The 25,638-nt window shown below is 63.6% G+C and carries 27 protein-coding genes and 1 other RNA gene; 15 read left to right on the forward strand and 13 right to left on the reverse strand.

The window, feature by feature from the left end; all coding sequences use genetic code 11:
• Window positions 1–248: 248 nt before the first annotated feature.
• The gene (locus tag G6N73_RS28275) at window positions 249–1,124 is read left to right on the forward strand and encodes a dienelactone hydrolase family protein (RefSeq protein ID WP_165033285.1); all 876 of its coding nucleotides are present in this window, start codon (window positions 249–251) and stop codon (window positions 1,122–1,124) included.
• A 71-nt stretch (window positions 1,125–1,195) separates the two neighbouring features.
• On the opposite strand, the gene G6N73_RS28280 is transcribed toward G6N73_RS28275, so the two are convergent.
• From G6N73_RS28280 to G6N73_RS28290, 3 genes are all read right to left on the reverse strand, one after another.
• Complete coding sequence (locus G6N73_RS28280; RefSeq protein WP_008837050.1) at window positions 1,196–1,393, reverse strand: hypothetical protein; 198 nt, start codon at window positions 1,391–1,393, stop codon at window positions 1,196–1,198.
• A 149-nt stretch (window positions 1,394–1,542) separates the two neighbouring features.
• The gene (locus tag G6N73_RS28285) at window positions 1,543–2,028 is read right to left on the reverse strand and encodes a thioesterase family protein (protein WP_165033287.1); all 486 of its coding nucleotides are present in this window, start codon (window positions 2,026–2,028) and stop codon (window positions 1,543–1,545) included.
• Window positions 2,029–2,052: 24 nt separating this feature from the next.
• Entirely contained in the window at window positions 2,053–2,832 is a 780-nt protein-coding gene (locus G6N73_RS28290; RefSeq protein ID WP_165033288.1) for a hypothetical protein, read from the reverse strand.
• A 118-nt stretch (window positions 2,833–2,950) separates the two neighbouring features.
• Here G6N73_RS28290 and G6N73_RS28295 point away from each other — a divergent pair, with 118 nt between their 5' ends.
• Entirely contained in the window at window positions 2,951–4,363 is a 1,413-nt protein-coding gene (locus G6N73_RS28295) for an FAD-binding oxidoreductase (RefSeq protein ID WP_165033290.1), read from the forward strand.
• Between the two features lie 141 nt (window positions 4,364–4,504).
• Here the strand turns inward: G6N73_RS28295 and G6N73_RS28300 are convergent, their stop codons facing one another.
• Together G6N73_RS28300 and G6N73_RS28305 are read right to left on the reverse strand one after the other, a co-directional pair.
• Window positions 4,505–5,278: a DUF2182 domain-containing protein gene (locus tag G6N73_RS28300; protein ID WP_165033292.1), complete on the reverse strand. Its 774-nt coding sequence runs from the start codon at window positions 5,276–5,278 to the stop codon at window positions 4,505–4,507.
• 11 nt (window positions 5,279–5,289) lie between these two features.
• A complete protein-coding gene (locus tag G6N73_RS28305) occupies window positions 5,290–5,922 on the reverse strand; it encodes a DUF1326 domain-containing protein (protein WP_165033294.1) in 633 nt (210 codons plus the stop codon).
• A gap of 230 nt (window positions 5,923–6,152) precedes the next feature.
• On the opposite strand from G6N73_RS28305, the gene G6N73_RS38095 reads away from it, so the two are divergent.
• The 4 genes from G6N73_RS38095 to G6N73_RS28325 all read left to right on the forward strand — a co-directional run bounded on the left by G6N73_RS38095 (window position 6,153) and on the right by G6N73_RS28325 (window position 12,422).
• Window positions 6,153–7,211 (forward strand): alpha/beta fold hydrolase, encoded by a 1,059-nt coding sequence (locus G6N73_RS38095; protein WP_206079134.1) that lies wholly within the window; start codon window positions 6,153–6,155, stop codon window positions 7,209–7,211.
• A 154-nt stretch (window positions 7,212–7,365) separates the two neighbouring features.
• On the forward strand, window positions 7,366–7,665 hold the full coding sequence (locus G6N73_RS28315) for a hypothetical protein (RefSeq protein WP_165033295.1): 300 nt from the start codon (window positions 7,366–7,368) through the stop codon (window positions 7,663–7,665).
• A gap of 219 nt (window positions 7,666–7,884) precedes the next feature.
• Window positions 7,885–11,796 carry an AsmA family protein gene (locus tag G6N73_RS28320; RefSeq protein WP_165033325.1) on the forward strand — a complete coding sequence of 1,304 codons (3,912 nt, stop codon included), beginning with the start codon at window positions 7,885–7,887 and terminating at the stop codon, window positions 11,794–11,796.
• Window positions 11,797–11,933: 137 nt separating this feature from the next.
• A complete protein-coding gene (locus G6N73_RS28325; RefSeq protein ID WP_165033297.1) occupies window positions 11,934–12,422 on the forward strand; it encodes an Hsp20/alpha crystallin family protein in 489 nt (162 codons plus the stop codon).
• Between the two features lie 77 nt (window positions 12,423–12,499).
• On the opposite strand, the gene G6N73_RS28330 is transcribed toward G6N73_RS28325, so the two are convergent.
• The 4 genes from G6N73_RS28330 to G6N73_RS28345 all read right to left on the reverse strand — a co-directional run bounded on the left by G6N73_RS28330 (window position 12,500) and on the right by G6N73_RS28345 (window position 14,296).
• On the reverse strand, window positions 12,500–12,742 hold the full coding sequence (locus G6N73_RS28330; protein WP_165033298.1) for a ribbon-helix-helix domain-containing protein: 243 nt from the start codon (window positions 12,740–12,742) through the stop codon (window positions 12,500–12,502).
• Window positions 12,739–12,936 (reverse strand): DUF4169 family protein, encoded by a 198-nt coding sequence (locus G6N73_RS28335; protein ID WP_165033300.1) that lies wholly within the window; start codon window positions 12,934–12,936, stop codon window positions 12,739–12,741. The genes G6N73_RS28330 and G6N73_RS28335 overlap by 4 nt, the downstream gene beginning before the upstream one ends.
• Before the next feature lie 2 nt (window positions 12,937–12,938).
• The gene (locus tag G6N73_RS28340; RefSeq protein ID WP_165033302.1) at window positions 12,939–13,490 is read right to left on the reverse strand and encodes an SspB family protein; all 552 of its coding nucleotides are present in this window, start codon (window positions 13,488–13,490) and stop codon (window positions 12,939–12,941) included.
• Window positions 13,491–13,618: 128 nt separating this feature from the next.
• Window positions 13,619–14,296: a TetR/AcrR family transcriptional regulator gene (locus G6N73_RS28345; protein ID WP_165033304.1), complete on the reverse strand. Its 678-nt coding sequence runs from the start codon at window positions 14,294–14,296 to the stop codon at window positions 13,619–13,621.
• A gap of 166 nt (window positions 14,297–14,462) precedes the next feature.
• Between G6N73_RS28345 and G6N73_RS28350 the strand changes: the two genes are divergently transcribed.
• Window positions 14,463–15,665 carry a multidrug effflux MFS transporter gene (locus G6N73_RS28350; protein WP_165033306.1) on the forward strand — a complete coding sequence of 401 codons (1,203 nt, stop codon included), beginning with the start codon at window positions 14,463–14,465 and terminating at the stop codon, window positions 15,663–15,665.
• 44 nt (window positions 15,666–15,709) lie between these two features.
• Here G6N73_RS28350 and G6N73_RS28355 read toward each other — a convergent pair whose 3' ends face one another.
• Both G6N73_RS28355 and ssrA read right to left on the reverse strand, forming a co-directional pair.
• Window positions 15,710–16,270, reverse strand: coding sequence for an AAA family ATPase (locus tag G6N73_RS28355; protein WP_165033307.1), 561 nt, complete (start codon window positions 16,268–16,270; stop codon window positions 15,710–15,712).
• Window positions 16,271–16,364: 94 nt separating this feature from the next.
• Window positions 16,365–16,721: a transfer-messenger RNA gene (gene ssrA / locus G6N73_RS28360) on the reverse strand.
• Window positions 16,722–16,806: 85 nt separating this feature from the next.
• On the opposite strand from ssrA, the gene G6N73_RS28365 reads away from it, so the two are divergent.
• The 6 genes from G6N73_RS28365 to G6N73_RS28390 all read left to right on the forward strand — a co-directional run bounded on the left by G6N73_RS28365 (window position 16,807) and on the right by G6N73_RS28390 (window position 22,287).
• Window positions 16,807–17,601: a thymidylate synthase gene (locus G6N73_RS28365; RefSeq protein WP_165033308.1), complete on the forward strand. Its 795-nt coding sequence runs from the start codon at window positions 16,807–16,809 to the stop codon at window positions 17,599–17,601.
• Window positions 17,602–17,603: 2 nt separating this feature from the next.
• Window positions 17,604–18,122, forward strand: coding sequence for a dihydrofolate reductase (locus tag G6N73_RS28370; RefSeq protein WP_165033309.1), 519 nt, complete (start codon window positions 17,604–17,606; stop codon window positions 18,120–18,122).
• Between the two features lie 150 nt (window positions 18,123–18,272).
• Window positions 18,273–19,385, forward strand: coding sequence for an FtsH protease activity modulator HflK (gene hflK / locus G6N73_RS28375; protein WP_165033311.1), 1,113 nt, complete (start codon window positions 18,273–18,275; stop codon window positions 19,383–19,385).
• Complete coding sequence (hflC, locus tag G6N73_RS28380; protein ID WP_165033313.1) at window positions 19,385–20,389, forward strand: protease modulator HflC; 1,005 nt, start codon at window positions 19,385–19,387, stop codon at window positions 20,387–20,389. Before hflK ends, hflC begins: the two co-directional genes overlap by 1 nt.
• Window positions 20,390–20,395: 6 nt before the next feature.
• A complete protein-coding gene (locus G6N73_RS28385) occupies window positions 20,396–20,581 on the forward strand; it encodes a DUF2065 family protein (RefSeq protein ID WP_165033314.1) in 186 nt (61 codons plus the stop codon).
• A 116-nt stretch (window positions 20,582–20,697) separates the two neighbouring features.
• Entirely contained in the window at window positions 20,698–22,287 is a 1,590-nt protein-coding gene (locus G6N73_RS28390; protein ID WP_246252652.1) for a DegQ family serine endoprotease, read from the forward strand.
• 47 nt (window positions 22,288–22,334) lie between these two features.
• On the opposite strand, the gene G6N73_RS28395 is transcribed toward G6N73_RS28390, so the two are convergent.
• Together G6N73_RS28395 and serB are read right to left on the reverse strand one after the other, a co-directional pair.
• The gene (locus G6N73_RS28395) at window positions 22,335–22,907 is read right to left on the reverse strand and encodes a GNAT family N-acetyltransferase (protein ID WP_165033316.1); all 573 of its coding nucleotides are present in this window, start codon (window positions 22,905–22,907) and stop codon (window positions 22,335–22,337) included.
• Window positions 22,904–23,794: a phosphoserine phosphatase SerB gene (serB, locus tag G6N73_RS28400; RefSeq protein WP_165033317.1), complete on the reverse strand. Its 891-nt coding sequence runs from the start codon at window positions 23,792–23,794 to the stop codon at window positions 22,904–22,906. Before serB ends, G6N73_RS28395 begins: the two co-directional genes overlap by 4 nt.
• On the opposite strand from serB, the gene miaA reads away from it, so the two are divergent.
• Together miaA and G6N73_RS28410 are read left to right on the forward strand one after the other, a co-directional pair.
• Window positions 23,772–24,704: a tRNA (adenosine(37)-N6)-dimethylallyltransferase MiaA gene (gene miaA, locus G6N73_RS28405; RefSeq protein ID WP_165033319.1), complete on the forward strand. Its 933-nt coding sequence runs from the start codon at window positions 23,772–23,774 to the stop codon at window positions 24,702–24,704. The two genes, serB and miaA, sit on opposite strands and share 23 nt — an antisense overlap.
• Window positions 24,705–24,850: 146 nt before the next feature.
• Window positions 24,851–25,638: GGDEF domain-containing protein (locus tag G6N73_RS28410; RefSeq protein ID WP_165033321.1), on the forward strand; the 788-nt coding region annotated here is incomplete at its 3' end.

A 25,638-nucleotide genomic window follows, 5' to 3' on the forward strand; every position in this document is an offset into this window, starting at 1 on the left:
GTTGCACCCGCCGCGACCAGCGCCAGGCCGCCGAGCACGACATTCCTGCGTGAGAAAACCATCGGCAATATTCCCCCCATGCCAAAAGCCCGCGGACCATAGTTGAGAATTACTTCGCCTCAAAGTGGAAAATGCGGCGTTGCTTCGAGCGGCCGATTCCGGCCGATCTCACCGAGGCGTTACTGGACCGGCGGTCGCCGGTCCCTATGTTTCCGCCAGGCGGGCGCAAGCAGCATCGGGAGAACCTCATGACCACACCGGCCATCACACAGGCGATGATCGACGCCTATGACGAGTATACCCATCTGACGCTGGACCGCCGCGGCTTCATGGAGAAGCTGACCAAGCTCGCCGGATCGGGCGCGGCGGCCGCCGCGATCGCGCCGCTGCTGGCGGCGAGCCCGGCGCGGGCGGCGATCGTCGCGGAGGACGATGCGCGGCTCAAGGCCGAGGACATCACCTGGCCGGGCGACGGCGGCGACATGAAGGGCTATCTCGTCCAGCCGGCGGAGGCGGGCGGCAAGCTCGGCACGGTCATCGTCATCCACGAGAATCGCGGCCTCAATCCGCATATTCGCGACGTGGCGCGGCGCATGGCGCTGGAAGGTTTCGTGGCGCTGGCGCCGGACTATCTGTCGCCGCTGGGCGGCACGCCGGAGGACGAGGAACAGGCGCGCGGAATGTTCTCGCAACTCGACCCGGCCAAAACGGTCGCCAACGGCGTCGCCACCGTCGCCTTCCTGAAAGGGCATGAAGCGGGCAACGGCAAGGTCGGCGCGGTCGGCTTCTGCTGGGGCGGCGGGACGGTGAACACGCTCGCCGTCAACACGCCTGACCTTGCCGCCGGCGTCGCCTATTATGGAGCGCAGCCCAACCCGGACGTCGTGCCGCAGATCCAGGCGGCGCTGCTTCTGCACTATGCCGGCGAGGACGCGCGCATCAATGCGGGGATCGAGGCCTACAAAGCGGCGCTGGAAGCCGCCGGTAAGGAGTTCACGATCCATGTCTATGAGGGCGCGCAGCACGCCTTCAACAACGACACGTCGGAAGCGCGCTACAACAAGGAAGCGGCAGACCTCGCCTGGGGGCGGACCGTGGCGTTCTTCAAGGAGAAGCTGGCTTAGATTCAGATGAGGCCGGCCTGCAAATGGCGGCTTTCCGAGCATCCCAAAAAGAGCGGCGGGCCTGCCGCCGCTCAACCGTAACCGCGCTTCATGCGCGCCTGCTTGAGGATGACGCGCCAGCGGATCATGTCGAGCGGGATCGGGTCGTTGTTGTTGGCGATATGGAAGATCTCGTTGTTCAGGTTCTTCAGCGTTCGCCAGAAATCGTAATCGGTCAGGCGCGGGTCGTCGGCGAGCTTGTCCGACGCCTTTTCGATATCGATTCTCATGGTCCGTCCTCAAGCCGACTCTTGCCCCAGCCGCCCGCTTGCTTTCCGCTTCGGGTCCTTTGTTCACGAGTCGCGCCTACCTAACAATCCGACAGGTTTATTGTTCACAGTGAAAATCGGTTAGGGTTAACGGCGGCAGATAGAGCCGTTCAGGCGGATTTGCGCCGGATGCCGATCGAGCGGCCGGCGTGCTCGGGTATGGGCAGGGCGGCGTGCGCGGCGCGCATCGCCTCGACCTTCGCCATGATGTCGGCCGGGAATGGCGCGACCTTCGGGCCGGCCATGTCGACATGCAGCGCGAGCTGCTCCGAGGTGGCGGCCAGCCAGCCGTCGACATGGCGGATCTCCTGGTAGGCGCGCAGCCGCTTCTCGTCATGGTCGAGAAGCTGGAAGGTGACCGTCACATTGTCGCCGAGATGCAGTTCCTGGACGTAGCAGATGTGGACTTCGGCCGTGTAGATGGTCAGCCGGCGCTCCTTCGCGTAATTGGGGCCGAGTCCCATGACCTCGAAGGCGTCGTCGGAGCAGCGGTCGAACAGCACGTTGTAATAGGCCATGTTGAGATGGCCGTTATAGTCGATCCAGTCCTTTTCGAGTTCCATGACGCGTGAGACGAAGGGGGCGGGCAGGGTCATTGGTACCTCGGATGTAAGGGACGGTCAGGTTCTGGGCAGCACTCTATTGGTATCGAGGACGACAAGTGCGCCAATAGGGGCTCCAAAAGCAGCGAACGTCTTTATGAACGCTGCAGCGATAACGAGCAGATCGTCGCCCCGTGCATAGCACACGGCTTTCATTATGCACTCCTTTGCTTTGGTTACGGGCTCGTCGTCAAATTCGAACCAGCCAAAAAAGACTGTGGCGGCGATCAAGAGCACGAAAGGCACGCCTAAGATCACGAAAGTATCCGAAGGCCTTTTCCGAGGGTTCGATGCATAAAGGTCCCGCCGCTCAGTATCCGGCATTCCAAAGAGAAAGGCGGAGTATGCGATGAAACTAGGTACGCCTGCCAACATGATTACCGAAACGATGGCCTGAGCCCTGAACAAGGCGCCAGGCGAAAGTGGCGGTTCAATAGCCGTTGCATATTTGGCAACAACGGGAAACAGGATCGCCCCAAGCTTTGCGAGGTAGAGACCCAATCCGCCCACAATGCCGACGCCCGGCTCTGCATAAGTAAAGGCAATGGCAAGAAGTTCGGCGGCCAGAAAGCTCAAACCAAGTACAGCGTGGAAGGGCGGTCGATAGCGGCTGATATATGGTCCCGATTTCGGTCTCTGAGCCTGCGATGCTAGGCTGACCATTGCTCCGCCAAAGGCAAAGAACAATATAGCGCCCACCCAAACAAGGCGGCTCTCCTGGCTTGCAGACTTGACCGCCCAAGCCGGCAACAGGGAAAACGCGAAAACCGCAAGGCCGATCAAAGTTCCGCGCTTCATATTTCCCCCAACGGACATAGCCCCAGTATGTCCGACCACCGCTTTTCGTGAATAGTCAATGGACAGGCACGCGGCAAGTGACCTAGACGTTCCGAAAACAAGAACGGGATGAACGAAGATGGCGCTGAGCGACCTGCGGGGTGTTGAACGCAACGAAGCCGGCATTGAAGCCGCGCTCGGCATATTGAAGCAGCGGTTTGGCGAGCGATTCCAGACCGGCATGGCGATACGCGGGCAGCACGCGCACACCACGACCTATATACCGACGCAGGCGCCGGACGGCGTGGCGTTTCCCGAATCGGGCGAAGAGGTTCAGGAGATCGTAAAAGTCTGCGCCGAGCATCGCGTGCCGGTGATCGCGTTCGGCGTGGGCTCTTCGCTGGAGGGTCATGTCAACGCGCCGGGTGGCGGCATCTCGCTCGACACGTCGCGGATGAACCGTGTGCTTGCGGTCAACGCCGAGGATCTCGACTGCACGGTGGAGCCGGGCGTGACGCGCGAGGATCTGAACGCCTATCTGCGCGACACCGGGCTGTTCTTCCCGATCGATCCGGGCGCCAATGCCAGCCTCGGCGGCATGGCGGCGACGCGCGCATCGGGCACCAACGCGGTGCGCTACGGCACGATGCGCGAGAACGTGCTGGCGCTTCAGGCGGTGATGGCCGACGGGAGCATGGTGACGACGGCGCGGCGGGCGAAGAAGAGCTCGGCCGGCTACGACTTGACGCGGCTTTTGATCGGCTCGGAAGGCACGCTTGGCATCATCACTTCGCTGACGCTGAAGCTCTACGGCATACCGCAGGCGATTTCGGGCGGCGTCTGCCCGTTCCCGAGCGTGGAGACGGCGTGCCAGGCGGTGATCGCGACGATCCAGATGGGCATTCCGGTGGCGCGGATCGAACTGGTGAACCAGTTGCAGATGCGGGCGCTGAAAAATTATTCGAAGCTCGACTATCCCGAAAGCCCGTGCCTGTTCGTGGAGTTCCACGGCAGCGACGCAGGTGTGGCTGAGCAGGCCGAGACGTTTGGCGAGATCGCCGCGGAATATGGCGGCGGGCCGTTCCTGTGGACCAGCGTGGCTGAGGAGCGGACGAAGCTTTGGAAGGCCAGGCACGACGCCTACTGGGCGTCGCTGACGCTCAGGCCCGGGGCGAAGGGCCTGTCGACGGATGTCTGCGTGCCGATCTCGCGGCTCGCCGAGTGCATCGCCGAGACCGAGGCCGACATTGCCGAAATGGGCCTGATCGCGCCGATCGTCGGTCATGTCGGCGACGGCAATTTTCATACGCTGGTGCTGATGGACGTCGACAGCCCGGAGGAGATTGCGCTCGCCGAAAAATTCGTGTCGCGGCTGAACATGCGGGCGATCGCGATGGAAGGCACCTGCACCGGCGAGCACGGCATCGGCCAGGGCAAGATGGGTTTTCTCGAGCACGAGCTCGGCCATGGCGTCGACATCATGCGCACGATCAAGGCCGCGCTCGACCCGCAGAACATTCTCAATCCGGGGAAGATATTGCCGGCGGCTTAAGGTGTGTTGATATTCAGGTGATGCCGGTCTGCAAATGGCGGCTTCCTGCGCTTCCGGTGCTTGCGTACCCGAACGTACGCTCCGCTCCGGTTCTCGAAATCCGCCATTTTCGACTCGGCCTGACCTGAATCTCAACACACCTTAGATGAGACCAGCCAGCACAACCCCGCCCCATAAGATGAGCGCGACGCCGGCGGCCTTGCCGATCCAGTGGCCGGCGGGGCTGAGCTTTTCGACCAGAACGAAGAGCGCGATGCCGGCGATCCAGGCGAAGTTCATGACGCCGCCGACGAACAGGAGCAGCATCAGGAGCCAGCAGCAGCCGAGGCAGTAGAGGCCATGGCGCAGTCCCATGGCGAAGGCTCCGCTCTTGCCGATCCGCCAGTTGGTCATCACGAAATCCAAGGGCGATCGGCACTGGCGCAGGCAAGCCTGCTTGAGCGGCGTCCACTGGTAGAGGCCGGCGCCGATCAGGACTGTCCCGGCAAGGACTGTACTCGTCGTTTGCATCATCGGCGACAGCAGGGCGACCCGGCCGAAGCCGTATTGAAGCAGGACGGCGGCGATGCTGAATCCAGTCCATATGACGAGATAACCGAGCCCGAACAGGCTGGTCGGCCCGATCGTGCCTGCTCCGGCTGTACGCTTGCGTGCGATGGAATCGTAGAAGAGGAGCATCGGCACGGCGCTGGGCAGCATCATCGCCGTCATCATCGCCATCCACATGAGAAGCATCAGCGCGGCGTAGCCGGCGGTCCAGACCGGCTCTGCCATGGGCATATCCATGCCCGGCATTTCCGGCATGGGCATATCGACGCCCAGGAGCAGATAGGCCCATGAGGCGAGCACGACGCCCGCGACAATGGCGACGACAAGCGCCCGATCGTGCCGGTGCAGCGCCGTCAGGAACGGCATCTTTGGCCCGGTCAGGCGGCGACGCCTTGCGGCGTCTGGACCACATGGGCCAGCGAACTGTGCGCGCCGCTGGTCTGGAACTTGATCGCGCCCATGCTGCGTATATTGGACGAAGCGATCTCCGCCATCCGGTGCTCGAAGCCCTCGGGCATGACGATCTGGGCGCGGTGCGGCTCTCCGGTCACCGGGTTCTTGATCGGCTCGACTTCGGTTTCGAGCACGCCTCGCGCGATCATGCGCGCAGTTCGGCCTTCCTTGTCGAAGCTGAATTCGAATGGTGCGAACACCGGATCATGCATTCTGGTCACGATAAGGCTGAAGATGTGAAATAGCGTCCCCTCCGCCGAATTCTCGCCCGAAAGGATCGCTCCAAGCGCCTCGCGCTGTTCGGGGCTCGCCCGCTCGTCGAGGATGGGTTGCGCCTGACCGTTGCCTTCGTGAAGGGGGCCGGGAAAATGCACAGTGACGGCGAAATGCAGCCCGTCCAGGCGTATATCGTTGAAATGGCCTTTGGTGATGCGCATGGCCACGAGGCCTTCGCATTCGCCGTTTGTCGGCCTCGCGTTGAAATCGCAGGGACAGCCGAACGCGCAATTACAATTCTTGAGCCACTCGCCTTCCAGTCTCCAGTCTGCGGATGCCATGATTTCCTCCCTCGACCGATCGAAAAACCGGACCGCGAACGATACCACGAAAGAGCGTTGATGAATATCGACTGGGAGCTTCGATAGTGTTTTGGTTTGGATTTCGACTGGGTGGGAAGCTGCGGATCGTCCGATCCATCAGAACGAGCAAGCAGAACCGTGAGATGTCTTGCCGCAATCGCGCACGGGAGTACACTTGCGTTGAATCTTGTTCCTTTCGGGCGGAGATCATGGCAAGGCAGCAGGTACGGTTCTGCAAAAGCTTTGACGGCGCCAAGATCGCGTATGCGATTTCCGGAAGCGGCCCGCCCGTCGTGATGATGCCGAGCTGGCTGACGCACCTTGAATACCAATGGCGCAGCGTCGCTTGGCAACCTTGGCTCGAGGCGCTTTCTTCCCACTATACTCTGATTCGGTACGATCCTCGGGGATGTGGCCTGTCGGACAGGAATGTCGCCGATCTTTCTTTTGGCTCATGGGTACGTGATTTCGGCGTGCTGGCGGACGCGCTGGCCCTGGACCGCTTCTCCCTGATCGGCATCTGTCAGGGCGGAGCCGTCGCCATCGCCTATGCGGGAAAGGAACCGGACCGCATCAGCCATCTCGTCCTCTACGGAACATATGCACGGGGCAGGAACAAGCGCTCGACCATTCCGCTCGAGCCGGAGAAGGCGAGAGTCATGCTCGAGATGCTTAGGCTCGGCTGGGGCCAGGAAGATCACGCCTTCATGCGTTCTTTCGCGACCCAGTTTCAGCCCGAAGGCTCGATCGAGCACCTGCGCTCGTGGTGCGAATTACAGAATGCAGCCACTTCCGCGGAGAATGCGGTGGAATTGACGCGCGTCATGTTCGACGTCGACGTCCAGGAAGTGGCGGCGCGGATAAGCTGCCCAACGCTGGTGGCGCATCCCGATCGCGATGCCGTCGCCCCGTTCGAAGAGGGCAGGCTGCTTGCGCAGATCATTCCCAACGCCAGGTTTCTGCCGCTTGGTAGCCCCAACCACTTCATGCTGCGCGATGAATCGGCCTGGAAGATTTTGGTCGAGGAACTCTATGGCTTCCTCCCCCAACACAAGGCTGCGCCTGGCCCGTTCGCCGATCTTACCGCACGCGAGAAGGAGGTGCTCGACCTCCTCGCACGCGGGCTGGACAACCGTCAGATCGGGGCGCAGCTCGACATCAGTGAAAAGACGGTGCGCAATCACGTGTCTGGCATATTCGCCAAGCTGGGTGTCGAGACCCGAGCGCGGGCGGTTGCCGTCGCAAGAGACGCAGGCTACGGCTGCTAGACCATCGACGCGGTAGGACACCGGTCCCATCGAGAGCGATACCTTTCACACGCGCAGACCCCGCACCGGGACGCGAGTATCAAGCGCGCAGCCGCGGGCATCCCTAAACTCTCCCGAATGCAACCAGCAAATCGCTGGCACCAGGGAGGCATGGATGGTCAAGATACAAGTCAGTTTGCTTGCGCGTTGGGCTTGCATGGCTGCGCTCGCGTTCGTCATGACGCCCGCGGTCCATGCTCAGCCTTCCGGCCCCGCAGACCCAGAGGTTCCGATACACGCGCTGAAACAGGTCTACCTCGCCTGCGAAGCCATGGCCGCGAAGGGCGATCTCGATACCGGCGAGATCATGCGATGCTCGGTCGTTTACGAAGAGCTCAAGCGGCGCGCCTTCAATGGCGACTTCAAGCGATTGAAGGTCTGGGCTAATGCACAGATCGCGGCAGCAGGATATTAGGATCCCAGCGAAGGTCCGCCTTCCGGTGCGAAAGTGGGCCGACCAAGGGCGGCTAGCGTCAGACCTGCCGTTCGCCGCCACGCAACGAACGCCCGCAACGGGTCCGTGAGCCGAAGCCCACCGAGACATTGCAGGGAACACCTCGGCAAAATTGCCACTTTATGCGAGGACTGATGACGGTAGAGTGCAAATCCGTTTCCAATCCATCGCGAGGAACTGATTCTGGCGCGGCTTTTTGTCATTATCGGCGGGTTGATCGTACTGGCGCTGACGGCTGCGCTGGTCGGGCCGTATTTCGTCGACTGGACATCCTACCGCGCCGATTTCGAGCGCGAGGCGAGCGCCATTCTCGGCCGCAAGGTGACGGTGGAGGGCGCTGCCAGCGCGCGGCTGCTGCCGTTTCCATCGGTGACGTTCTCGGATGTTTCGGTAGGCGGCGGGTCGTCGGACGCGCCGGCGATGACGATCGAGACATTCTCGATGGACGCCGAACTCGCGCCGTTTCTGCGCGGCGAGTTCCTAATCTTCGACATGCGCATGGTGCGGCCGAAAGTGACGGTCGACGTGGCCGCCGACGGGACGGTGGACTGGACGGTGCGGCCGTCGACGCCGTTCCGGGCGAGCCAGATATCGCTCGAAAGGCTGACCGTCAACGACGGTCAGATTGCGGTGCGGCACGCGGCGAGCGGTCGGACCCATGCGCTGTCGGAAATCAATGCCGAAATATCGGCGCGGTCGTTTGCCGGGCCTTGGCGGGCCGACGGCACGATGAGAATGGACGGCACGCCGACCGCGCTGGCCGTCTCGACCGGCGTCGCCGACGATGCCGGCCGGATGCGACTTCGAATCAAGGCCGAGCCGCAACAGTATGGAATCGCTATAGAAACCGACGGCAATGTTCGCATCGAAAATGGCGCGGCGACTTATGCCGGCGTGTTCAAGATCGCGGGCGGCAAAGGCGAAGCCGAGAGCCTGCGCGGCAGCGACGGGCAGCCGGTGAAAGTCGGGGCGCTGGAGGGCGATCCGGGATACCGCATCAACGGGCGGTTCACCTTCGACCACAAGCGGCTCGGCATAGATGAATTCCGCTTCGAAACGGGACCGCTGGACAATCCCTACACGGCCGACGGAACCGCCTTCGTGGAGATCGACGCGGAGCCGCGCTTCCTGGTCGAGACGAGCGGCGCGCAGGTGCGCTTCGACGAGGCGGTCGGGGCGGAGGAGGGCGCGAAACTGTCGCTGTCGCAGCGCATCGCGGCGCTGGAGGCGGCGCTGACCGGCCTGCCGAGGCCGGCAATACCGGGCGCGGTCAACGTCGACCTGCCGGCCGTCGTGGTGGGCGATACGACGATCCGCAATGTGCGCCTTTCCGCCGAGCCGGCCGACGGCGGCTGGAACCTGAAATCGCTCGGCGCGACGCTGCCCGGGCGCACCACGCTGGAAGCCGACGGCCTCCTGCGCACCGAAGGCGAATTCGGCTTCGACGGATCGCTGCTGCTCGCCATTAACCAGCCTTCGGGCTTTGCCGCATGGGTGGCCAAAGACGTGGACGACGCGATCCGGCGGCTGCCTGCGGCGGGGTTCAAGGCCGAAGTGGAGATGACGAAGCAGCGCCAGCTTTTCAGCGATCTTGAGCTGGTGCTCGGCGATGCGGTCTTTCACGGGTCCATCGACAGCCGCCAGCCTGCAAACTTGCGGCCTTCGGTGTTGCTCAAGCTCGACGGCAAGGCGCTCGATGTCGACGGGCTGACGGCGTTCGCGTCGCTGTTCGTCAGCGACCAGGGAGCCAACCGCTTCGCCGACCGCGATCTCGATTTCCAGATCAAGGCCGGGCCGGTGAACGCCGGCGGGCTGACGGCGGAGACCGTCGACACCGCGCTCCGTTTGCGGAGCGGCGTGCTGGAGATCGACCGGCTGGCGATCGGCGGCCTGGCCGGCGCGTCGGTCAGCGCGACCGGAACGGTCAAAGGCTTTCCGGAGAATCCGACCGGCAACCTTGACGCTTCGGTGGTGGCGGTCGACCTTGCGTCGCTGGTTTCGCTGGCGGCGGCGCGCTACCCCGACAATCCGCTGCTCGCCGGACTGGACAAGCGGGCCGAGGCCTATCCCGGCTTGCTGGCCGACACCCGCATCGACCTGATCGCCAGCGCCGCAAGCAATGACGACGGCACGACGGGACTGGCCCTAAGCGTGCAGGGCGACGCCGGCGGATCGGCGATCTCGGCGACCCTGTCGGGCTCGGCCAAGGCCGGAGCGGTTGGCGAGGGCGATCTGTCGCTGTCGCTTTCGGCGCGCAACGACGATGCGACCTCGCTGATGGGGCTCGCCGGCCTGCCGGCGCTGCCGCTCGGCGCCGTAGGGCCGGGCGAAATGACGCTTTCGGCCAAGGGCGAACCGGCCGCCGGCATGGAAATGGCGTTCACACTCTCCGGGGATGATTTTCATGCCAGCTTCAAAGGCATTTCCAGCTTCGGCGATCAGGGATTGGCGGCGAAGGGAAGGGCCGAGCTGGAAAGCGCGGATCTGGAGCCATGGCTGATGACCGGCGGCATATCGCTGCCCGGAATGGGACTGGGCATGCCCGTCGCGCTTGCGGCCGAAGCTGACTATGCCGACGGCCTGCTAGTGCTTGCCGGCCTCAACGGTACGGCAAATGAGAACGCCGTGTCGGGCGATGTCAACGCCGAGATCAGCGAGGGAGTGCCGCACCTGACCGGCGCGCTGGCGCTCGATGCGCTCGACCTCGAACCGGCGGCGGCAATGCTGCTCGGCGAAAGCGCGCTGGCGCCCGAAGCGGAAGGCGGCTGGCCATCCGTGCCCTTCCAGCCGAAGTCGGCAGCGCCTTTCACCGCCGAAATGGACATTTCCGCCGGAACGCTTTCGGCGGGCGCGGCGGCCAGCGCCTATGACACGACGATGACCTTCCGGCTCGATGCGGAAGGCATGCGGGTATCGGACCTCAAAGGGAAGCTGTTCGGCGGCGATCTCGCCGGCCTGCTGGAACTCAAGAACAATGGCGGCACGGGATTGTTTTCAGGCCAGTTGTCGCTCACCGGCGCGGATCTCGAAACGGCGCTGCCGGACGCCGGACTTTCGGGGGCCGGCGATTTCTCGACGGCGCTGTCGGCCAGCGGCAAATCGGTCGGGGGCATGGTCGCGGCGCTGTCGGGGTCGGGCACCGCCGCACTCAAGGAACTGACCATTGCCGGCCTCAACAGCCAGGCGTTCCCGGCCTTCATCGCCAGGGCCGACACGATCGGCCGCGACATTGACGCGGCGCGGACGGCAGGTTTCGCGCCGGAAATCGCGGCCGGCGGCGACTTTTCGGCGAAAGGGGCTGAGATCGCCTTCACCGTCGCCGGAGGCGTGCTCCGGGCGCCGCCGGTCAGCCTTGAAAACCAGGACGCGACGGTGACGGCGGATGTCCGCGCCGACCTCAACACGCGGGAAGTCGCGGTGGAGGGGACGATCGCCTACAAACCTGGCGACGAAGCTCTGGCCGGTTCCGAGCCGTCGCTGCGGTTTCACCTGCAAGGCAGGCCGAGCGAGGCGGAGCGCGTGTTCGACAGCGAGCCGCTGGCGCAGTTCCTGACGCAACGGGCGCTGGAGCGCGAGCAGGCGCGGGTGGAAGCGATGCAGGCGGAGCTTCTTGAAAAGCAGCGGCTGCGGCGCGAGGTGCGCTACTACGCGGCGCTGCAGGCCGAGCGCGAGCGCGCTGCCGAACAGGCGCGGGTGGCGGAGGAAGCACGCCTGCGCGCTCTGACAGAGGCGGCAAGGGCCGAGGAAGAGGCGCGGCTGAAAGCCGAAGCCGAGGAAAAAGCGAGGCTTGAAGCCGAGGAGAAGGCCAGACTCGAAACCGAAGCCAAGGCGCGCGCCGAGGAAGAAGCGCGGCGCGCGGCAGAAGAGGCAGCCAACGAGGCTGCGCGGAGAAAGGCGGAGCAAGAGGCAAGACGGGCTGCGGACGAACAAGCTCGCCGCGAGGCCGAGGAGACGCCGCCGGCCGAAATCGAGCGGACGCCGTTGCCGGAGCCGAGAGCCGACGGTCCAGCCGCAGTGATTCCGCCCGAGCCGACAAGGCCCGCGCCGAATACGATCGAGAGCTTCATCAGGTCGCTGCAGAACCCGGAATAAAGTTCTATCGCCGTCTTTCGAACACCGGCTTTCCTGCTGATTTTGCGGAACATCCCCTGAACAAAAACGTTCAAATGACGTCGCCGGACCAATAGGGCGGCGACGCGTCCAAACCCAAAGAAACAAGGAGGAAAGTCATGCCCAACCGTGACCTTGCGCCTTGGACGCGGTCCCGCGGAATCGCTCCATTTGGGCGCGATCCATTCACCTCTTTCCGACAGCAGATGGAGCGGTTGTTCGACGATTTTCTGGCGCCGATCGAGGCTCCCGCCTTCGCGGTCGGCCAGGATGGCGGCGTATGGCCGAGCGTCGATGTCGAAGAGACAGACAAGGCCTACAAGGTGACCGCCGAACTGCCGGGACTCGAGCTGAAGGACGTCGAAGTCGCCCTGCGTGACAACGCCCTGATCATCAGCGGCGAAAAGCGGCGGGAGCACAAGGAAGAAGACGGCGGCCGGACCTATGCCGAACGCAGCTACGGCCGGTTCATGCGCTCCATCCCGCTGGACACAGAGGTAGATGCCGACAAGGTTCAGGCGAAGTTCAAGAACGGCATTTTGGCCGTCGAATTGCCGAAGAACCCTGCCGCCCGCGACAAGACGCGCCGCATCGAGGTGAAATCGTAACAGACGCTCGTGCCTTCGGCTCGGGCGGTCATCCCCCACAGCCGCCGCGAATCCATCGCGGCGGCGGCGCCGGGTGTTCATTTTTCTGATTTCGACGCCGCAGCCGATTTGCGTTTTGTCTCCTCCAGCACGAACAGCCGAAGCGCTGACGACAGATTCGCGTCGCGCGGACGCGACGCGTCGATCTCGGCGATCAGCGCTGCGAATGAGATTTGCCGCTCAGCTGCGATAGCGACGAGTTCATCGAAGAAGGGCTGTTCAAGCGAGTAGCTGGTGCGGTGGCCGCGGATCGAGACCGAACGCTTGCGCACCAGGCTCACGCCTCGCAGTCTCCGGCCGGGCGTTCGCGGCGATGGCCTTCGAGAAAGTTTTGGGTTTTCTTGGCAGCTTCAGTGTCGCGGGTCTTCTCGGCCTTGCTACGCCCATGGAGTGCGCGATTCTGCTCGGCCAAGCGCTCCTTGTCGGCACGCGCCTTCTGCTTGCGCGCTTGCCGAAGGCTGACGATTTCGGCCATGGCTATTTCTTGCGGAAAGCGTCGAGCGAAACGACGTCGGCGCCCTTCGCTGGGCCGGCTTCAGCGGCTGCCGCCGCGTCTTTAGCGGCTTCGGCCGGCTTTTTCTTCGGCTCGGCCTTCTTGCCACCGGCTGCCGGGGCGGGCGCGGCTTCGAGCTTCGGCGGCGGGGTCTGATCGGCAATCACCGCCGGACCGTCGGACTTGACGTCGAATTCGAGCTCGAAATTGACCGAGGGATCGTAGAAGCCGCGGACGGCGGAGAAGGGGATCTCCAGCTTTTCAGGCACGTCGGAGAAGGACAGGCCGATTTCGAAGCCGGTTTCGGAGACTTTCAGGTCCCAGTATTGGAACTGGACGACGATGGTCATCTGTTCCGGATAGCGCTCGCGCAGGCGGCTTGAGATGCGCACGCCCGGCGCGCCGGTCAGGAAGGTGATGAAGAAATGGTGGCTGCCGGGGAGGCCGGTGCGCGCGACTTCCGCCAGGACCTTGCGCATGACCCCGCGCAACGCCTCCTGGGCAAGAATGTCGTAGCGGATGTGGTCCTCGGCCATATTGGAAGCAGTTCCGGTGAATCGTCAGCCCTACCTCTAATCAAGCTTCGCGCCGCCGTAAACCGGATATAGAACAACCGGGCGGACCTGCCAACGCGGCTGGCGTCCGCATGCGTCCGAAGCAGCTGTCAGGCAGGCGGGGAGGGGGCGTTTTCGGCGGGTTTGCCATAGGCGCGCAAGAAAGTCCGTACCGCGTTGGTGGCGGCAGTGCGCAGTTCCTCTTCCGATGGCGTGATGCCCAGCATGAACGACATTTGCAGGTCGGCATTGACCAGCGCCAGGAACTGGCGGGCGGCGACGTCCGGGTCGTCCATTTCGAGGAAGCCGGCATGGGCGAGGCGGGCAAAACGGGCCGCAAGCGCTGCCCAGGTTTTGCCGGGACCATCCGTGCGCCACGTCTCGAACAGTTCCGGATAACGCTCGCCTTCGGTCTGGATCAATTTGCGCAGAAACTTGCCATCGCGGTTGCAGATGCAGTTCCGGTTCAGTCGCATGGCGAATTCGATCAGGTCGGCTTCGAGGTCGCGCGGCTGGTCAGGGAAGGTTGCGAGCGTGGCGAAGACGCCGGCATTTGCGCGCTCGGTGATCTCGCGGACTACGGCGATGAACAGATTGGTCTTGTCGCCATGATGATTGTAGACGGTCTGCCGCGATACGCCAGCTTCGGCGGCGATCATGTCGATATTGGCGCCACCGAACCCTTCGCGGCAAAACACGTTAGCGGCCGCGTCGAGGATCGAAACGCGTTTGGCGATATGGCCGCGTTGGGCGGCTGGCTCGAGGACCGTAATGTCAGGTGCTGGCATGAAAAGAAGATAGGCGTGATTGACAATTTAGACAAGGCTGTCTAATTTTCTGGACAGAGCCTCATCGGAGCGGGTGGTTTGGAGGAGCCTGCCGATCCGCGGGGGAGGTCGAGAGCAGCCCCCGGCGCTCGGCTCAACTGGTCACTCGAGCCAAGAGAATCAAGCCATGACGACGAATTTCCTCCGCACAGCGGTCATTCTCGGCCTGTTGTCCGCCATCGGCCCCTTCGCCATCGACATGTATCTGCCCGCACTGCCGACCATCGGCCAGGATCTCGCCGCCGGCACCGCCGCCGTGCAGATGAGCCTTCTGGTGTTCTTCCTCTCCATGGGTTTCGGCCAGATCGTGGTCGGGCCGATCTCCGACATGGTAGGTCGCAAGGCCCCGCTCTATTTCGGCCTTGCGCTGTTCGTCGTCGGCAGCATAGGCTCCGCGCTGGCGCCGGACATCGGCTGGCTGATCGCGTTCCGCTTCATCCAGGGTTTCGGCGCCTGCGCCGGCATGGTGGTGCCACGCGCGGTGGTGCGCGACCTGCACACCGGCACGGAAGCCGCACGGCTGATGTCGCTCCTCATGCTGGTGTTCTCGATCTCGCCTATCCTCGCGCCGCTGACCGGCAGCTTCATCATCGAGGGGTTCGGCTGGCGCGCCGTATTCTGGGCGGTGACCATCGCTGCGCTGATAGCGGTCTTTCTTCTGGCCTTCGGCCTGAAGGAGACGCGCCCGGCCGGCCATCGGGTCGGCAGTTCGTTCGGCAGCGCGCTGGCCGGCTATAAATTCCTGATGGGCGACCGCAACTTCCTCGGACTGACCTTCATCGGCGGCTTCGGCATATCGAGCTTTTTCGTCTATCTGGCGAGCTCGTCCTTCGTGCTGATCGACCATTACGGCCTGTCGCCTTCAGTCTACAGCGTGTTCTTCTCGATCAATGCGGTCGCCTTCTTCGCGATGTCGCAGATGACGGGCATGCTTGCGGAGCGTTTCGGGCTAAGGCGCGTGGTGCGCGTCGCAGTTTCCGGCTATGCCACGGTCATGGTCGTTCTTTTGGCCGTGATGGCGTCCGGCATGGACCAACTCGCCGTGTTGGCATCGCTGCTCTTCGTCGGTTATGGGTTCCTCGGCCTCGTCATTCCAACCACCTCGGTGCTGGCGATGGAAGACCATGGCGAGATCGCAGGGACGGCCTCGGCTCTGATGGGAACGCTGCATTTCGCCACCGGCGCTGTCGCGATGGCGGTAGCGGGAGTATTCTTCGATGGAACGCCGCTGCCCATGGTGATCGGCATCGCCGCCTGTGCAGTGATCGCCTTCGGGCTGACACAACTCACGCTAGGCCGTGGCCGCGAGGTGGCGGAGGCGGCGGAGTAAATGGTTCTCCATCGACTCTGAATAAAGGCCGGGTAACCGGCCTTTTATTGTCTTTCGGAACGCCGGATTTCGTCGATGACGAATTCGACCCGCTCTTTGATAGGCGCTCGGGGAACTTCGATCAATTCGTAGCCCGACTCGCGGTAGGCTGAAGTAACCGCCTCGAAGGTACGGATGGCCTCGTCGAAATCCTGCTTGCGCTCGGCATCCTGGGAGAAGATCTCCGGCCAAGGCGGAAGAGCGAAAACGCGCCGGTTGTAGCGAAAGGTCTTGGCGGCTGCGCTCACGTGAGGCGGCACGGGAAGACCCATCAGCCGGAAGTAGCCGGAAAGCTCCGGAATGCCGCGATCGAAAAATATGGTGCCAGTCTCCCGCCGGGCCATGTCGTAGGAGCGCATTTCCCAGGAGAGCATCAGGTTGGCGAAGAGAGCCGCATCGTTCCACGGCAGCGCTGGACCGGAGACCGCAACTTGCTGCTGGATGATACCGCGGCCCGCCTCGACCGAACCGACGAAGCCTCTTTCCCGCAAAGCATCGATCAATGTGCTCTTGCCGGCGCCGGGACCGCCGGTGAGGATGAAAAAGCGTTGGGAATCCTCAGACATTTCTATCGCCTCCTTTGACGAATGAAAGGTGCCGAGCGCACGTTCACAGCATGCGAGACGCGAGCGCTGGGGAGGGAGAAGAAGTGGAGGGAGAAGTGGAGGTTTCTGTTGCCAGGTACCTCCGAACCCCGCCTAGAAGTGCGAACCCCTAGGACTTGATTTGAAGCTATCGCACCGCATTAAGCGGCGAGACGTGCTTCCGCATAGTTGTCGTTTGCAACTACTAGGTTAGCCCGATAACGGTGGTACAATGCCGGGCAAAAGTACGATCTTTACACCTTCGTCGATCCTATTTCGCCCCCATCAGAAACCGCTCGCAAAGAGCGGCTTTTGGTGGAGGCGCCGGGTACCGCCCCCGGGTCCGAACGGCTTATTGCATCGCCTGTTTATCGCCATAGCCGGACAAGCCAGCCCAATGAATATAGGAAGCCCCGGGCGAAAATGGAAGGCCGCAATGGCGGCAATCGGCAATATGCCATATGCGCCGGATTTGGCGTCGGCTATGATCGCCAAAACCTCGAATCAAAGCAGCAGCGATGCGTCAATATCTCGACCTGTTAAGCCACGTCCTTGAAAACGGCTCCGACCGCAGCGACCGCACCGGCACCGGCACGCGCTCCGTCTTCGGCTATCAAATGCGCTTCGATCTCGCGCTGGGTTTTCCCGTTACCACGACCAAGAAACTGCATTTGAAGTCTATCATCCACGAGCTTCTATGGTTCCTGGCCGGCGATACCAACATCAAGTACCTCAACGATCACGGCGTGACGATCTGGGATGAATGGGCCGACGAGAATGGCGGTCTCGGCCCGGTCTACGGCAAGCAGTGGCGCTCCTGGCCGGCGCATAACGGCGGCGAGATCGACCAGATCGCCAATCTTCTCAATCAGTTGCGGACAAATCCTTATTCGCGGCGGCTGATCGTTTCGGCGTGGAACCCGGCCGAGGTCGACGCCATGGCGCTGCCGCCCTGCCATTGCCTTTTCCAGTTCTACGTTTCGGACGGGAAACTTTCCTGCCAACTCTACCAGCGTTCCGCCGATATTTTTCTCGGCGTGCCGTTCAACATCGCTTCCTATGCGCTGTTGACGCTGATGGCGGCGCAGGTGGTCGGGCTGAAGCCTGGCGACTTCGTCCACACTCTGGGCGATGCGCATCTCTACTCGAACCATTTCGAGCAGGCGCGCGAGCAGCTTCGGCGCACGCCGAAACCGCTGCCGATCATGTGGATCAATCCTGAGGTGAAGGATCTGTTCGCCTTCCGCTTCGAGGACTTCCGGCTTGAGAACTACGTCGCCGACGCGACCATCCGCGCGCCGATCGCGGTGTGACGATGGACATCGCAATCTATGTCGCCATCGCCGAAAACGGCGTGATCGGCCGCGAGGGCGGCCTGCCGTGGAGACTGTCGAGCGATTTGAAGCGCTTCAAGGCGGACACGATGGGCAAGCCGATCATTATGGGGCGCAAAACCTGGGAAGGCATCGGGCGGCCTTTGCCGGGGCGGCTGAACATCGTGGTGACGCGCGATCCGGCGTTTCGCGCCGAAGGCGCCGAGACGGTGCGTTCGCTCGATGAGGCCATCGTGCTGGCCAGGGCGCGCGGTTGCTGCATAGCCGGAGCCGATGAAATCTGCGTGATCGGCGGTGGCGAGATCTACCGGCAGGCGCTGCCGCTGGCCGACCGCCTGCACGTGACGCATGTGCTGGCCGAGGTGGAGGGCGATACGCGATTTCCGGAGATCGACAGCGATGTTTGGCAGGTTGTTAGGATTATCGACGCGCCGGCGGGTGAGAAGGACAGCCATCCGACGCGCTATACCGTTTACGAAAGGCGCGGCAACGTGCATTGATGGCGGATTAGGGCCGCTTCCTCCTCGAAATCGGCCCTCTGCGCTGCGGTCGCGTTGAAAGCGCGCTCTTGCATCCTTATAGAAGAGGTCAGGCAACACGCGCGCCGGTGAACGCTGACGCGCCGAGACTTCGTAATCGAAAGGACTTTCATGCCCTGGAACAATCAGAGCGGTGGCGGCGGCGGCCCATGGGGCGGCGGCGGCAATAGCGGGGGGCCGTGGGGTCAGGGTCCGCGCCCGAGCGGCCCGCAGGGATCGCCGCCCGATCTGGAAGACATTATACGCCGCGGCCAGGACCGGCTGAAGAACGCCCTGCCGGGCGGCGGCGCTGCAAGCCCGGCGCTGTTCGGGCTGATCGCGCTCGCCCTGCTCGCGTTTTGGGTGTTCCAGGCGGTCTATACCGTACAGCCCGACGAACTGGCGGTGGAACTGCGCTTCGGCAAGCCGAAGGAAGAGCTTTCCGGTCCGGGCCTGCATTTCCATTGGTGGCCGATCGAAACCGTCGAGATCGCCAATACCGCGGAAAAGCTGGTCGATCTCGGCGAAGTTCGCGGCAGCACCTCGTCGGGGCTGATGCTGTCGGGCGACCAGAACATCGTCGACGTCAAATTCTCGATCGCCTATCAGGTCTCCGATCCGAAGGCCTATCTGTTCAATGTCGCCGATGCCGACGAAATGGTGCGCCAGATCGGCGAAAGCGCCATGCGCGAAGCCGTCGGCCGCCGGCCGGCGCAGGACATCTTCCGCGACGACCGCCAGGGAATCGCCGACGCCGTTCGCGAGATCATCCAGGGCACGCTGGACGCTTACGGCGCCGGGCTGACAATCAATGCGATCTCGATCGAGGACGCCGCGCCGCCGCGCGAAGTGGCGGACGCGTTCGACGAGGTGCAGCGCGCCGAGCAGGACGAAGACCGTTTCGTCGAAGAATCGAACCAGTATTCCAACCAGAAGCTCGGCCAGGCGCGCGGCGAAGCGGCGCGTGTCCGCGAAGAAGCGGCAGCCTACAAGAACCGCGTGGTGCAGGAAGCCGAGGGTGAGGCGCAGCGCTTTATCTCGGTCTATGACGAATACGCCAAGGCGCCCGACGTGACGCGCCAGCGGCTGTTCATCGAAACGATGGAGAAGGTGCTGAAGGATTCCAACAAGGTCATCATCCAGCAAGGCGAAAACGGCCAGGGTGTCATCCCCTACCTGCCGCTGCCGGAACTGCAAAAGCGCGCCCCGGCCCCCGCGGCGGCCGCTGAAGGAGTAAGCAACTGATGGCCAACCGTCTCCCAATCATCGGCGTCATCGTCGCCGTCATCCTGCTGCTCATCTATTCGTCGATCTTCGTGGTCAACGAGCGCGAGCAGGCTATCGTTCTGCGCTTCGGCGAAATCGTCGACGTGAAGAGTGAACCGGGCATCTACTTCAAGGCGCCGTTCGGCATGTTCGAAGCCGACAATGTCCAGATCATCGAGGACCGCGTGCTTCGCTTCGACCTGGACGATATCCGCGTCCAGGTCTCGGGCGGCAAGTTCTACGAGGTGGACGCGTTCGTGGCCTACCGCATCGCCGACCCGCGCAGATTCCGCCAAACGGTGTCGGGCAGCATACAACTGGCCGAACAGCGGCTGAGGACCCGTCTCGACGCGGCGCTGCGCCGTGTCTACGGCGTGCGCGGCTTCGAAGCGGCGTTGTCGGAAGAGCGCGCCTCGATGATGACCGAGGTGCGCGACCAACTGCGTCCCGACGCGACTTCGCTCGGGCTGGAGATCGAGGATGTCCGCATTCGCCGGACCGACCTGACGGCCGAAGTCTCGCAGCAGACCTACGACCGGATGAAGGCCGAGCGCCTGGCGGAAGCCGAAAGGCTGCGTGCGCGCGGCCGGGAAGCGGCTGCGCGTATCCGGGCGCGGGCCGACCGCGAGGTGGTCGAAACGATCGCCGAGGCGCGCAAGGAGTCGGAAATCCTGCGAGGCGAGGGCGAAGCCCAGCGCAACGCGGTGTTCGCCGATGCCTTCCAGCGCGATCCCGACTTCTTCGAGTTTTACCGCTCGATGATCGCCTATGCCGCGGCGCTCGACCCCACGGGCACGACGATGGTGCTGTCGCCGGATTCTGAATTCTTCCGGTACTTCCGCAGCGCGACTGGCGCCGCGCCAGCGGCCCGCAGCGCTCCTGGAGCCGCGCCTAATGCTGCTCCGGCGGCCGGCGCGCCCGAAGCGGCGCCTGCCCCCAACGGCACGACCACCGGCGCTACGCAGCCGGACGCCGGCCAGTAAGCGCCGGTGGCCGACTTCCTGGCCGCGCTGGGTCTGGTGCTGGTCGTGGAAGGCCTGGTCTATGGCGGTTTTCCGACGCTGGCCAAGCGGCTTGCGTCGGAGGTGCTGTCGACGCCGGAAAGCGCGTTGCGGACTGCCGGCCTCGCCGCGATCGCCATCGGGGTCGGCATCGTCTGGCTGGTGCGCGGGTAACGCAAGTTTGTGGCCTGGCCCGTAGGCAAGGCCGCAAACACGCCTTATTTCTTCAGAACATGGCGTGGGACCCCGATCAGGCGGCACGTCATTCCAAACACACCGGAGGCATTTCCATGGCGACCAAGATCATCCTGCCCGCGGTGCGAAGGATATTGCTGGCGGCGACCGCCGCTACCCTTGCTGTCTCCGTGGCTGCGCCGTCCTTCGTCGCGCCGGCCCTGGCGCAGACGCAACCGCAACCGCAGACACAAGCAGAGCCGCCGGCGCAATCGCAGCAGCAACCGCAGATACAGTTGCAGCCGCTGCAGCAGGGCCAGGGTCCCGCTTCGGTCGCCGATCTGGCCGAAGGGCTGCTCGGCGCCGTCGTGAACATCTCCACCTCGCAGAATGTGAAGGGCGCGGAAGGCCCGAACGCGGTGCCCATGCCCGAACTGCCGGAGGGGTCGCCGTTCCAGGATTTCTTCGACGAGTTCTTCAAGGACCGCGGCGGCAATGGCGGCGTCGGCCCGCAAAGAGTGCAATCGCTCGGTTCCGGCTTCGTCGTCGATGCGGAAAAGGGCATCGTCATCACCAACAACCATGTGATCGCCGATGCGGACGAGATCGAGGTCAATTTCTCCGACGGCTCGACGCTTAAGGCCGAACTCGTCGGCACCGACACCAAGACCGACCTCGCCGTTCTCAAGATCGACCCGACGCTGAAGAAGCTGACTGCGGTCAAGTTCGGCGATTCCAACAAGATGCGCATCGGCGACTGGGTGATGGCGATCGGCAATCCGTTCGGGCTCGGCGGCACGGTGACGGTCGGCATCATTTCGGCGCGCAACCGCGACATCAATTCCGGCCCCTATGACGATTTCATCCAGACCGACGCCGCAATCAATCGCGGCAATTCCGGCGGACCGCTGTTCAACATGCAGGGCGAGGTGGTCGGCATCAACACCGCCATCATCTCGCCGTCGGGCGGCTCGATCGGCATCGGATTCTCGATCCCGTCGGAATTGGCCATCGGTGTGATCAGCCAGTTGACCGAATTCGGCGAGACGCGCCGTGGCTGGCTCGGCGTGCGCATTCAGCCCGTCACTGACGACATCGCCGAAACCCTCGACATGAAGATTGCCAAGGGCGCGCTGGTGGCCGGGATCATCAAAGGCGGTCCGGTCGACAACGGCACCATTCTGCCCGGCGACGTGATCATAAAATTCGACGGCAAGGATGTCGACGAAATGCGCGACCTGCCGCGCGTGGTGGCCGAAAGCCCGGTCGGCAAGGCGGTCGACGTGGTAATCGTGCGCAAGGGCGTGGAGCAGACGGTGAAGGTCACGCTCGGCAGGCTCGAGGACGGCGAGAAGCTCGCCGAAAACGCCGAGGGCCAGCCCGAAGAGGAAGGCGAGGCTGTCGCCTCGGCGACCGTGCTCGGCATGACCATTGGCGAATTGAACGATGAGACGCGGACCAAATTCGGCGTCGGCGCGGACGTGTCGGGCGTCGTCATCACCGAGGTGACGCCCGATTCCGCCGCCGCCGAGCGCGGGATTCTCGCCGGCGAGGTCATTACCGAAATCGCGCAGGAATCGGTCTCATCGCCCAAGGATGTGATGGACCGCATCGCCGTGCTGAAGGAGCAGGGCCGCAAGAACGCGCTTCTGATGCTGGCCTCGAAGACCGGCGAACTGCGCTTCGTGACGATCCGGATGGATTGAATCCGGAAGTCGTAGCAAGCGGCTGAAATGCCAAACGAAAAGAGCGGCTACAGGGCCGCTCTTTTCTGTTTCTCCCACTCCTCGCGCGTCATCCGGTAAAGCGCATGGCGCCTGAGGTGCGGATGCGTGTCTGGAACGTTCGGATGGTCGAAGTCGCCCGACGGATCGCGCCGCATGCCGAGGCGCTCCATGACGGCGGTCGAGCGAAAATTGTTCCAGACGGCGAAGGAGACGATCTCATCCAGCGAAAGCGCCTCGAAGCCGAAGCCGAGCCAGGCCTGAGCGGCTTCGGTCACGTAGCCCTTGCCCCAGTATTCGGGCGCAAGCCGCCAGCCGATCTCGATCGTACCGGCCGGAAACACCGGATCGAGCTCGGGCTCTTTCAGGCCGCAGAAACCGACGCATTCGCCGGTCGCGGCTATCTCGATGGCCGAAAAGCCGTAGCCGCGTTCGGCGATGCCGTCGCGCAGGCAGTCGAGAAACATGTCGGATTCAGCGCGGTCGCGGCGGAACGGGAAGAATTCCATCACGCGATCATCGGAATTGATGCGGAAAAACAGATCGCGGTCGCGATCCTCCCAATTGCGCAGGATCAGCCGTTCGGTGCGGATTGGTTTCATGCTGCGAATTCCGAGCGCCGATAGCCCTGGATGTAGAGCAGCGCGGTCAAATCGCCGTGGTCGATGCGGCAGCCAGCTTCGGCTGCAACTGCAGGTTTAGCGTGCAAAGCAACACCCGTGCCGGCGAGCCGGATCATGTCGAGGTCGTTGGCGCCGTCGCCGACGGCGATGGCGTCGGCCGGCGTCAGGCCTAGCCGGGCGGAGATGTCCAACAGCGCCTGGGCCTTTGCGGCGCGGCCGAGAATGGGCTCGACGACCGTTCCGGCGAGCAGCCCGCCGGCCTCGACAACGAGGCGATTGGCGCGGTTCTCGTGAAAGCCGAGCATGTCGCCGATGCGCGAGGTGAACACATCGAACCCGCCCGAAACCAGCGCGGTCCAGGCGCCGTGCTTTCTCATGGTCGCGACCAGTTCGCGGCCGCCCGAAGCAAGCGTCAGCCGGCCGGATATGATGCGGTCGATCACCTCGGCATCCAGCCCCTTCAGCAGCGCCACGCGTTCGCGCAATGCGGGCTCGAAGGCGATCTCGCCGTTCATGGAGCGCGCGGTGATTGCGGCGACATGCTCCTTGACGCCGATCTCGTCGGCAAGTTCGTCGATGCATTCCTGGTCGATCATGGTGGAATCCATGTCGGCGATCAGAATTTTCTTGGCGCGTCCGTCGCGCTGCTGCACAACGACATCGACCGGTTCGGAGGCGACCGCCTCGCGCAGGGTAGCGAGGGCCTCCGGGGCGTCGAGGCCGGCAGGCAGAGCAAGGTCGCAGGCGACGTCATCGGCCAGCCAGTCGGCCGCGGTGGCAGCCACCGCCTGTGCGGCGAGCTTCGCCAGCGGCTCCGAGACGGATGGCCTGGCCGGATGGGAAATGAGCGTGGCGACGAGCGGCATGGAAAAATCCGGTGGCGGCAGCGGCGAAGGGCGGCTGAATGCCGTCCTGATAGCCGGGCCGACGGCCAGCGGCAAGTCGGCTCTGGCGCTGGAGATAGCCGAGCGCAGGGGCGGCGCCATCGTCAATACCGATTCCATGCAGGGATATTCGGTCCTTAACGTGCTGACAGCTCGACCGACCGCCGGGGAAATGGCGCGGGCGCCGCACCATCTCTATGGCCACATCCATCCGGGGACTGCCTATTCGACCGGCGCCTGGCTGCGCGACGTGATGCGGCTGATGGCCGAGGACGCTTTCAAGGACAGGATCCCGGTATTCGTCGGCGGCACCGGGCTTTATTTCCGAGCGCTGGTGGAAGGGATTTCCGAAATGCCGGAGATCCCGAAATCGGTGCGCGACCGCTGGCGCTATCATCTGAACGAGGATGGGCCGGAGCGGCTGCACCGGATCCTCTCGCGAGAAGATCCGGAAGCAGCCCAACTCCTGCGGCCGAGCGACGGGCAGCGCATCGCTCGGGCGCTGGAGGTGCTCGAAGCATCCGGCCGCTCGATCCTGAAATGGCAGGCCGAAAAGGGAAAGCCGGTGATCGACCGCGATAGCGCCGAGTTCCTGGTGATCGAACCGGAGCGGGCGGCGCTGGTGGCGCGCATCGACAGCCGCTTCGACCGGATGCTGGAAGCCGGCGCGCTGGACGAGGTGCGGGCTCTGCTGGCGCTGAAGCTCGATCCGGCGTTGCCGGCCATGAAGGCGATTGGCGTGCGCGAACTGGCTGCCGCGGATGCCGGCGAATTGTCGTTTCCCGAGGCGATTGCGCGCGCCAAGATTGCAACCCGGCAGTACGCCAAGCGGCAGTCGACCTGGTTCCGCCATCAGCTCGGCCCGGAATGGCGGCGGATAAGCAGTTTTTGAGTCGAAAAACCCGGCGCCAACCACCGTTTATTAGCAAATGCGCAACTTCACGTTAACGTTAGTTTCGCGTCGAAGTTGCTTTCGTTAACCGTCCGTAAGGCCGCCCGTGACATAAGGGAAGGCCAAGGCCGCCCAATGGGGAGCAAATGCGGTTCCACAAGTCCGAATCGGCGTTTTTCGTGTTCATCGCAGTCATACTTGCGGCCGGACTCGTGATCTTCCACGCCTATGACGTGCTGAGCGACAGCGCCGGTGCGCTGTACCAGCCCGAGCGGATGGAAGGCGTCGCCTATCTGGCAAAGCTCCTGTTCGCGACGGGCGTGCTGCTCGCCACCGCGCTGTTCTTCGGCATTTTCTTCATTTTTCCGTTGATCCGAACCCAGGTGAGGGAAGAGGGCAAACTCAGGGCAATGACCGTCTCGCTCAGCGCGCGCTCCGAAACGCTAGAGCACGCGGCGCTGACCGACGGCCTGACCGGCATGCAGAACCGGCGCTACTTCGACGATGCGCTGAAGGAGTATCTCGACGAGTTCCGCCGCATCGACAAACCGGTCGGGCTGATGATCTTCGACCTCGACCATTTCAAGCAGGTCAATGACACGCATGGCCACGATGTCGGCGACGAGGTGCTGCGGGCAGTCGCCGGTTGCCTCAAGGACATGACGCGCTACCACGACGTGGTGGCGCGGCTGGGCGGCGAGGAATTCGCGGTGGTGGCCCCGAACATGGATCACGACCTCCTGGTCAAGCTAGCCGAGCGCATCCGCAAGGGCATCGCCGCCATGCCGATCCTGTCGGGCAATGTGCGGCTCAAGATCACCGCCAGCGTCGGCCTGGCGGTATGGGACCGCAAGGAAAGCGCCGAGGAGTTCTTCCGGCGCGCCGACAAGCAACTCTACGAGGCCAAGCGGCAGGGACGCAATCGCGTCAGCGC

The sequence above is a fragment of the Allomesorhizobium camelthorni genome (assembly GCF_011045125.1).
GTDB lineage: Bacteria > Pseudomonadota > Alphaproteobacteria > Rhizobiales > Rhizobiaceae > Allomesorhizobium > Allomesorhizobium camelthorni.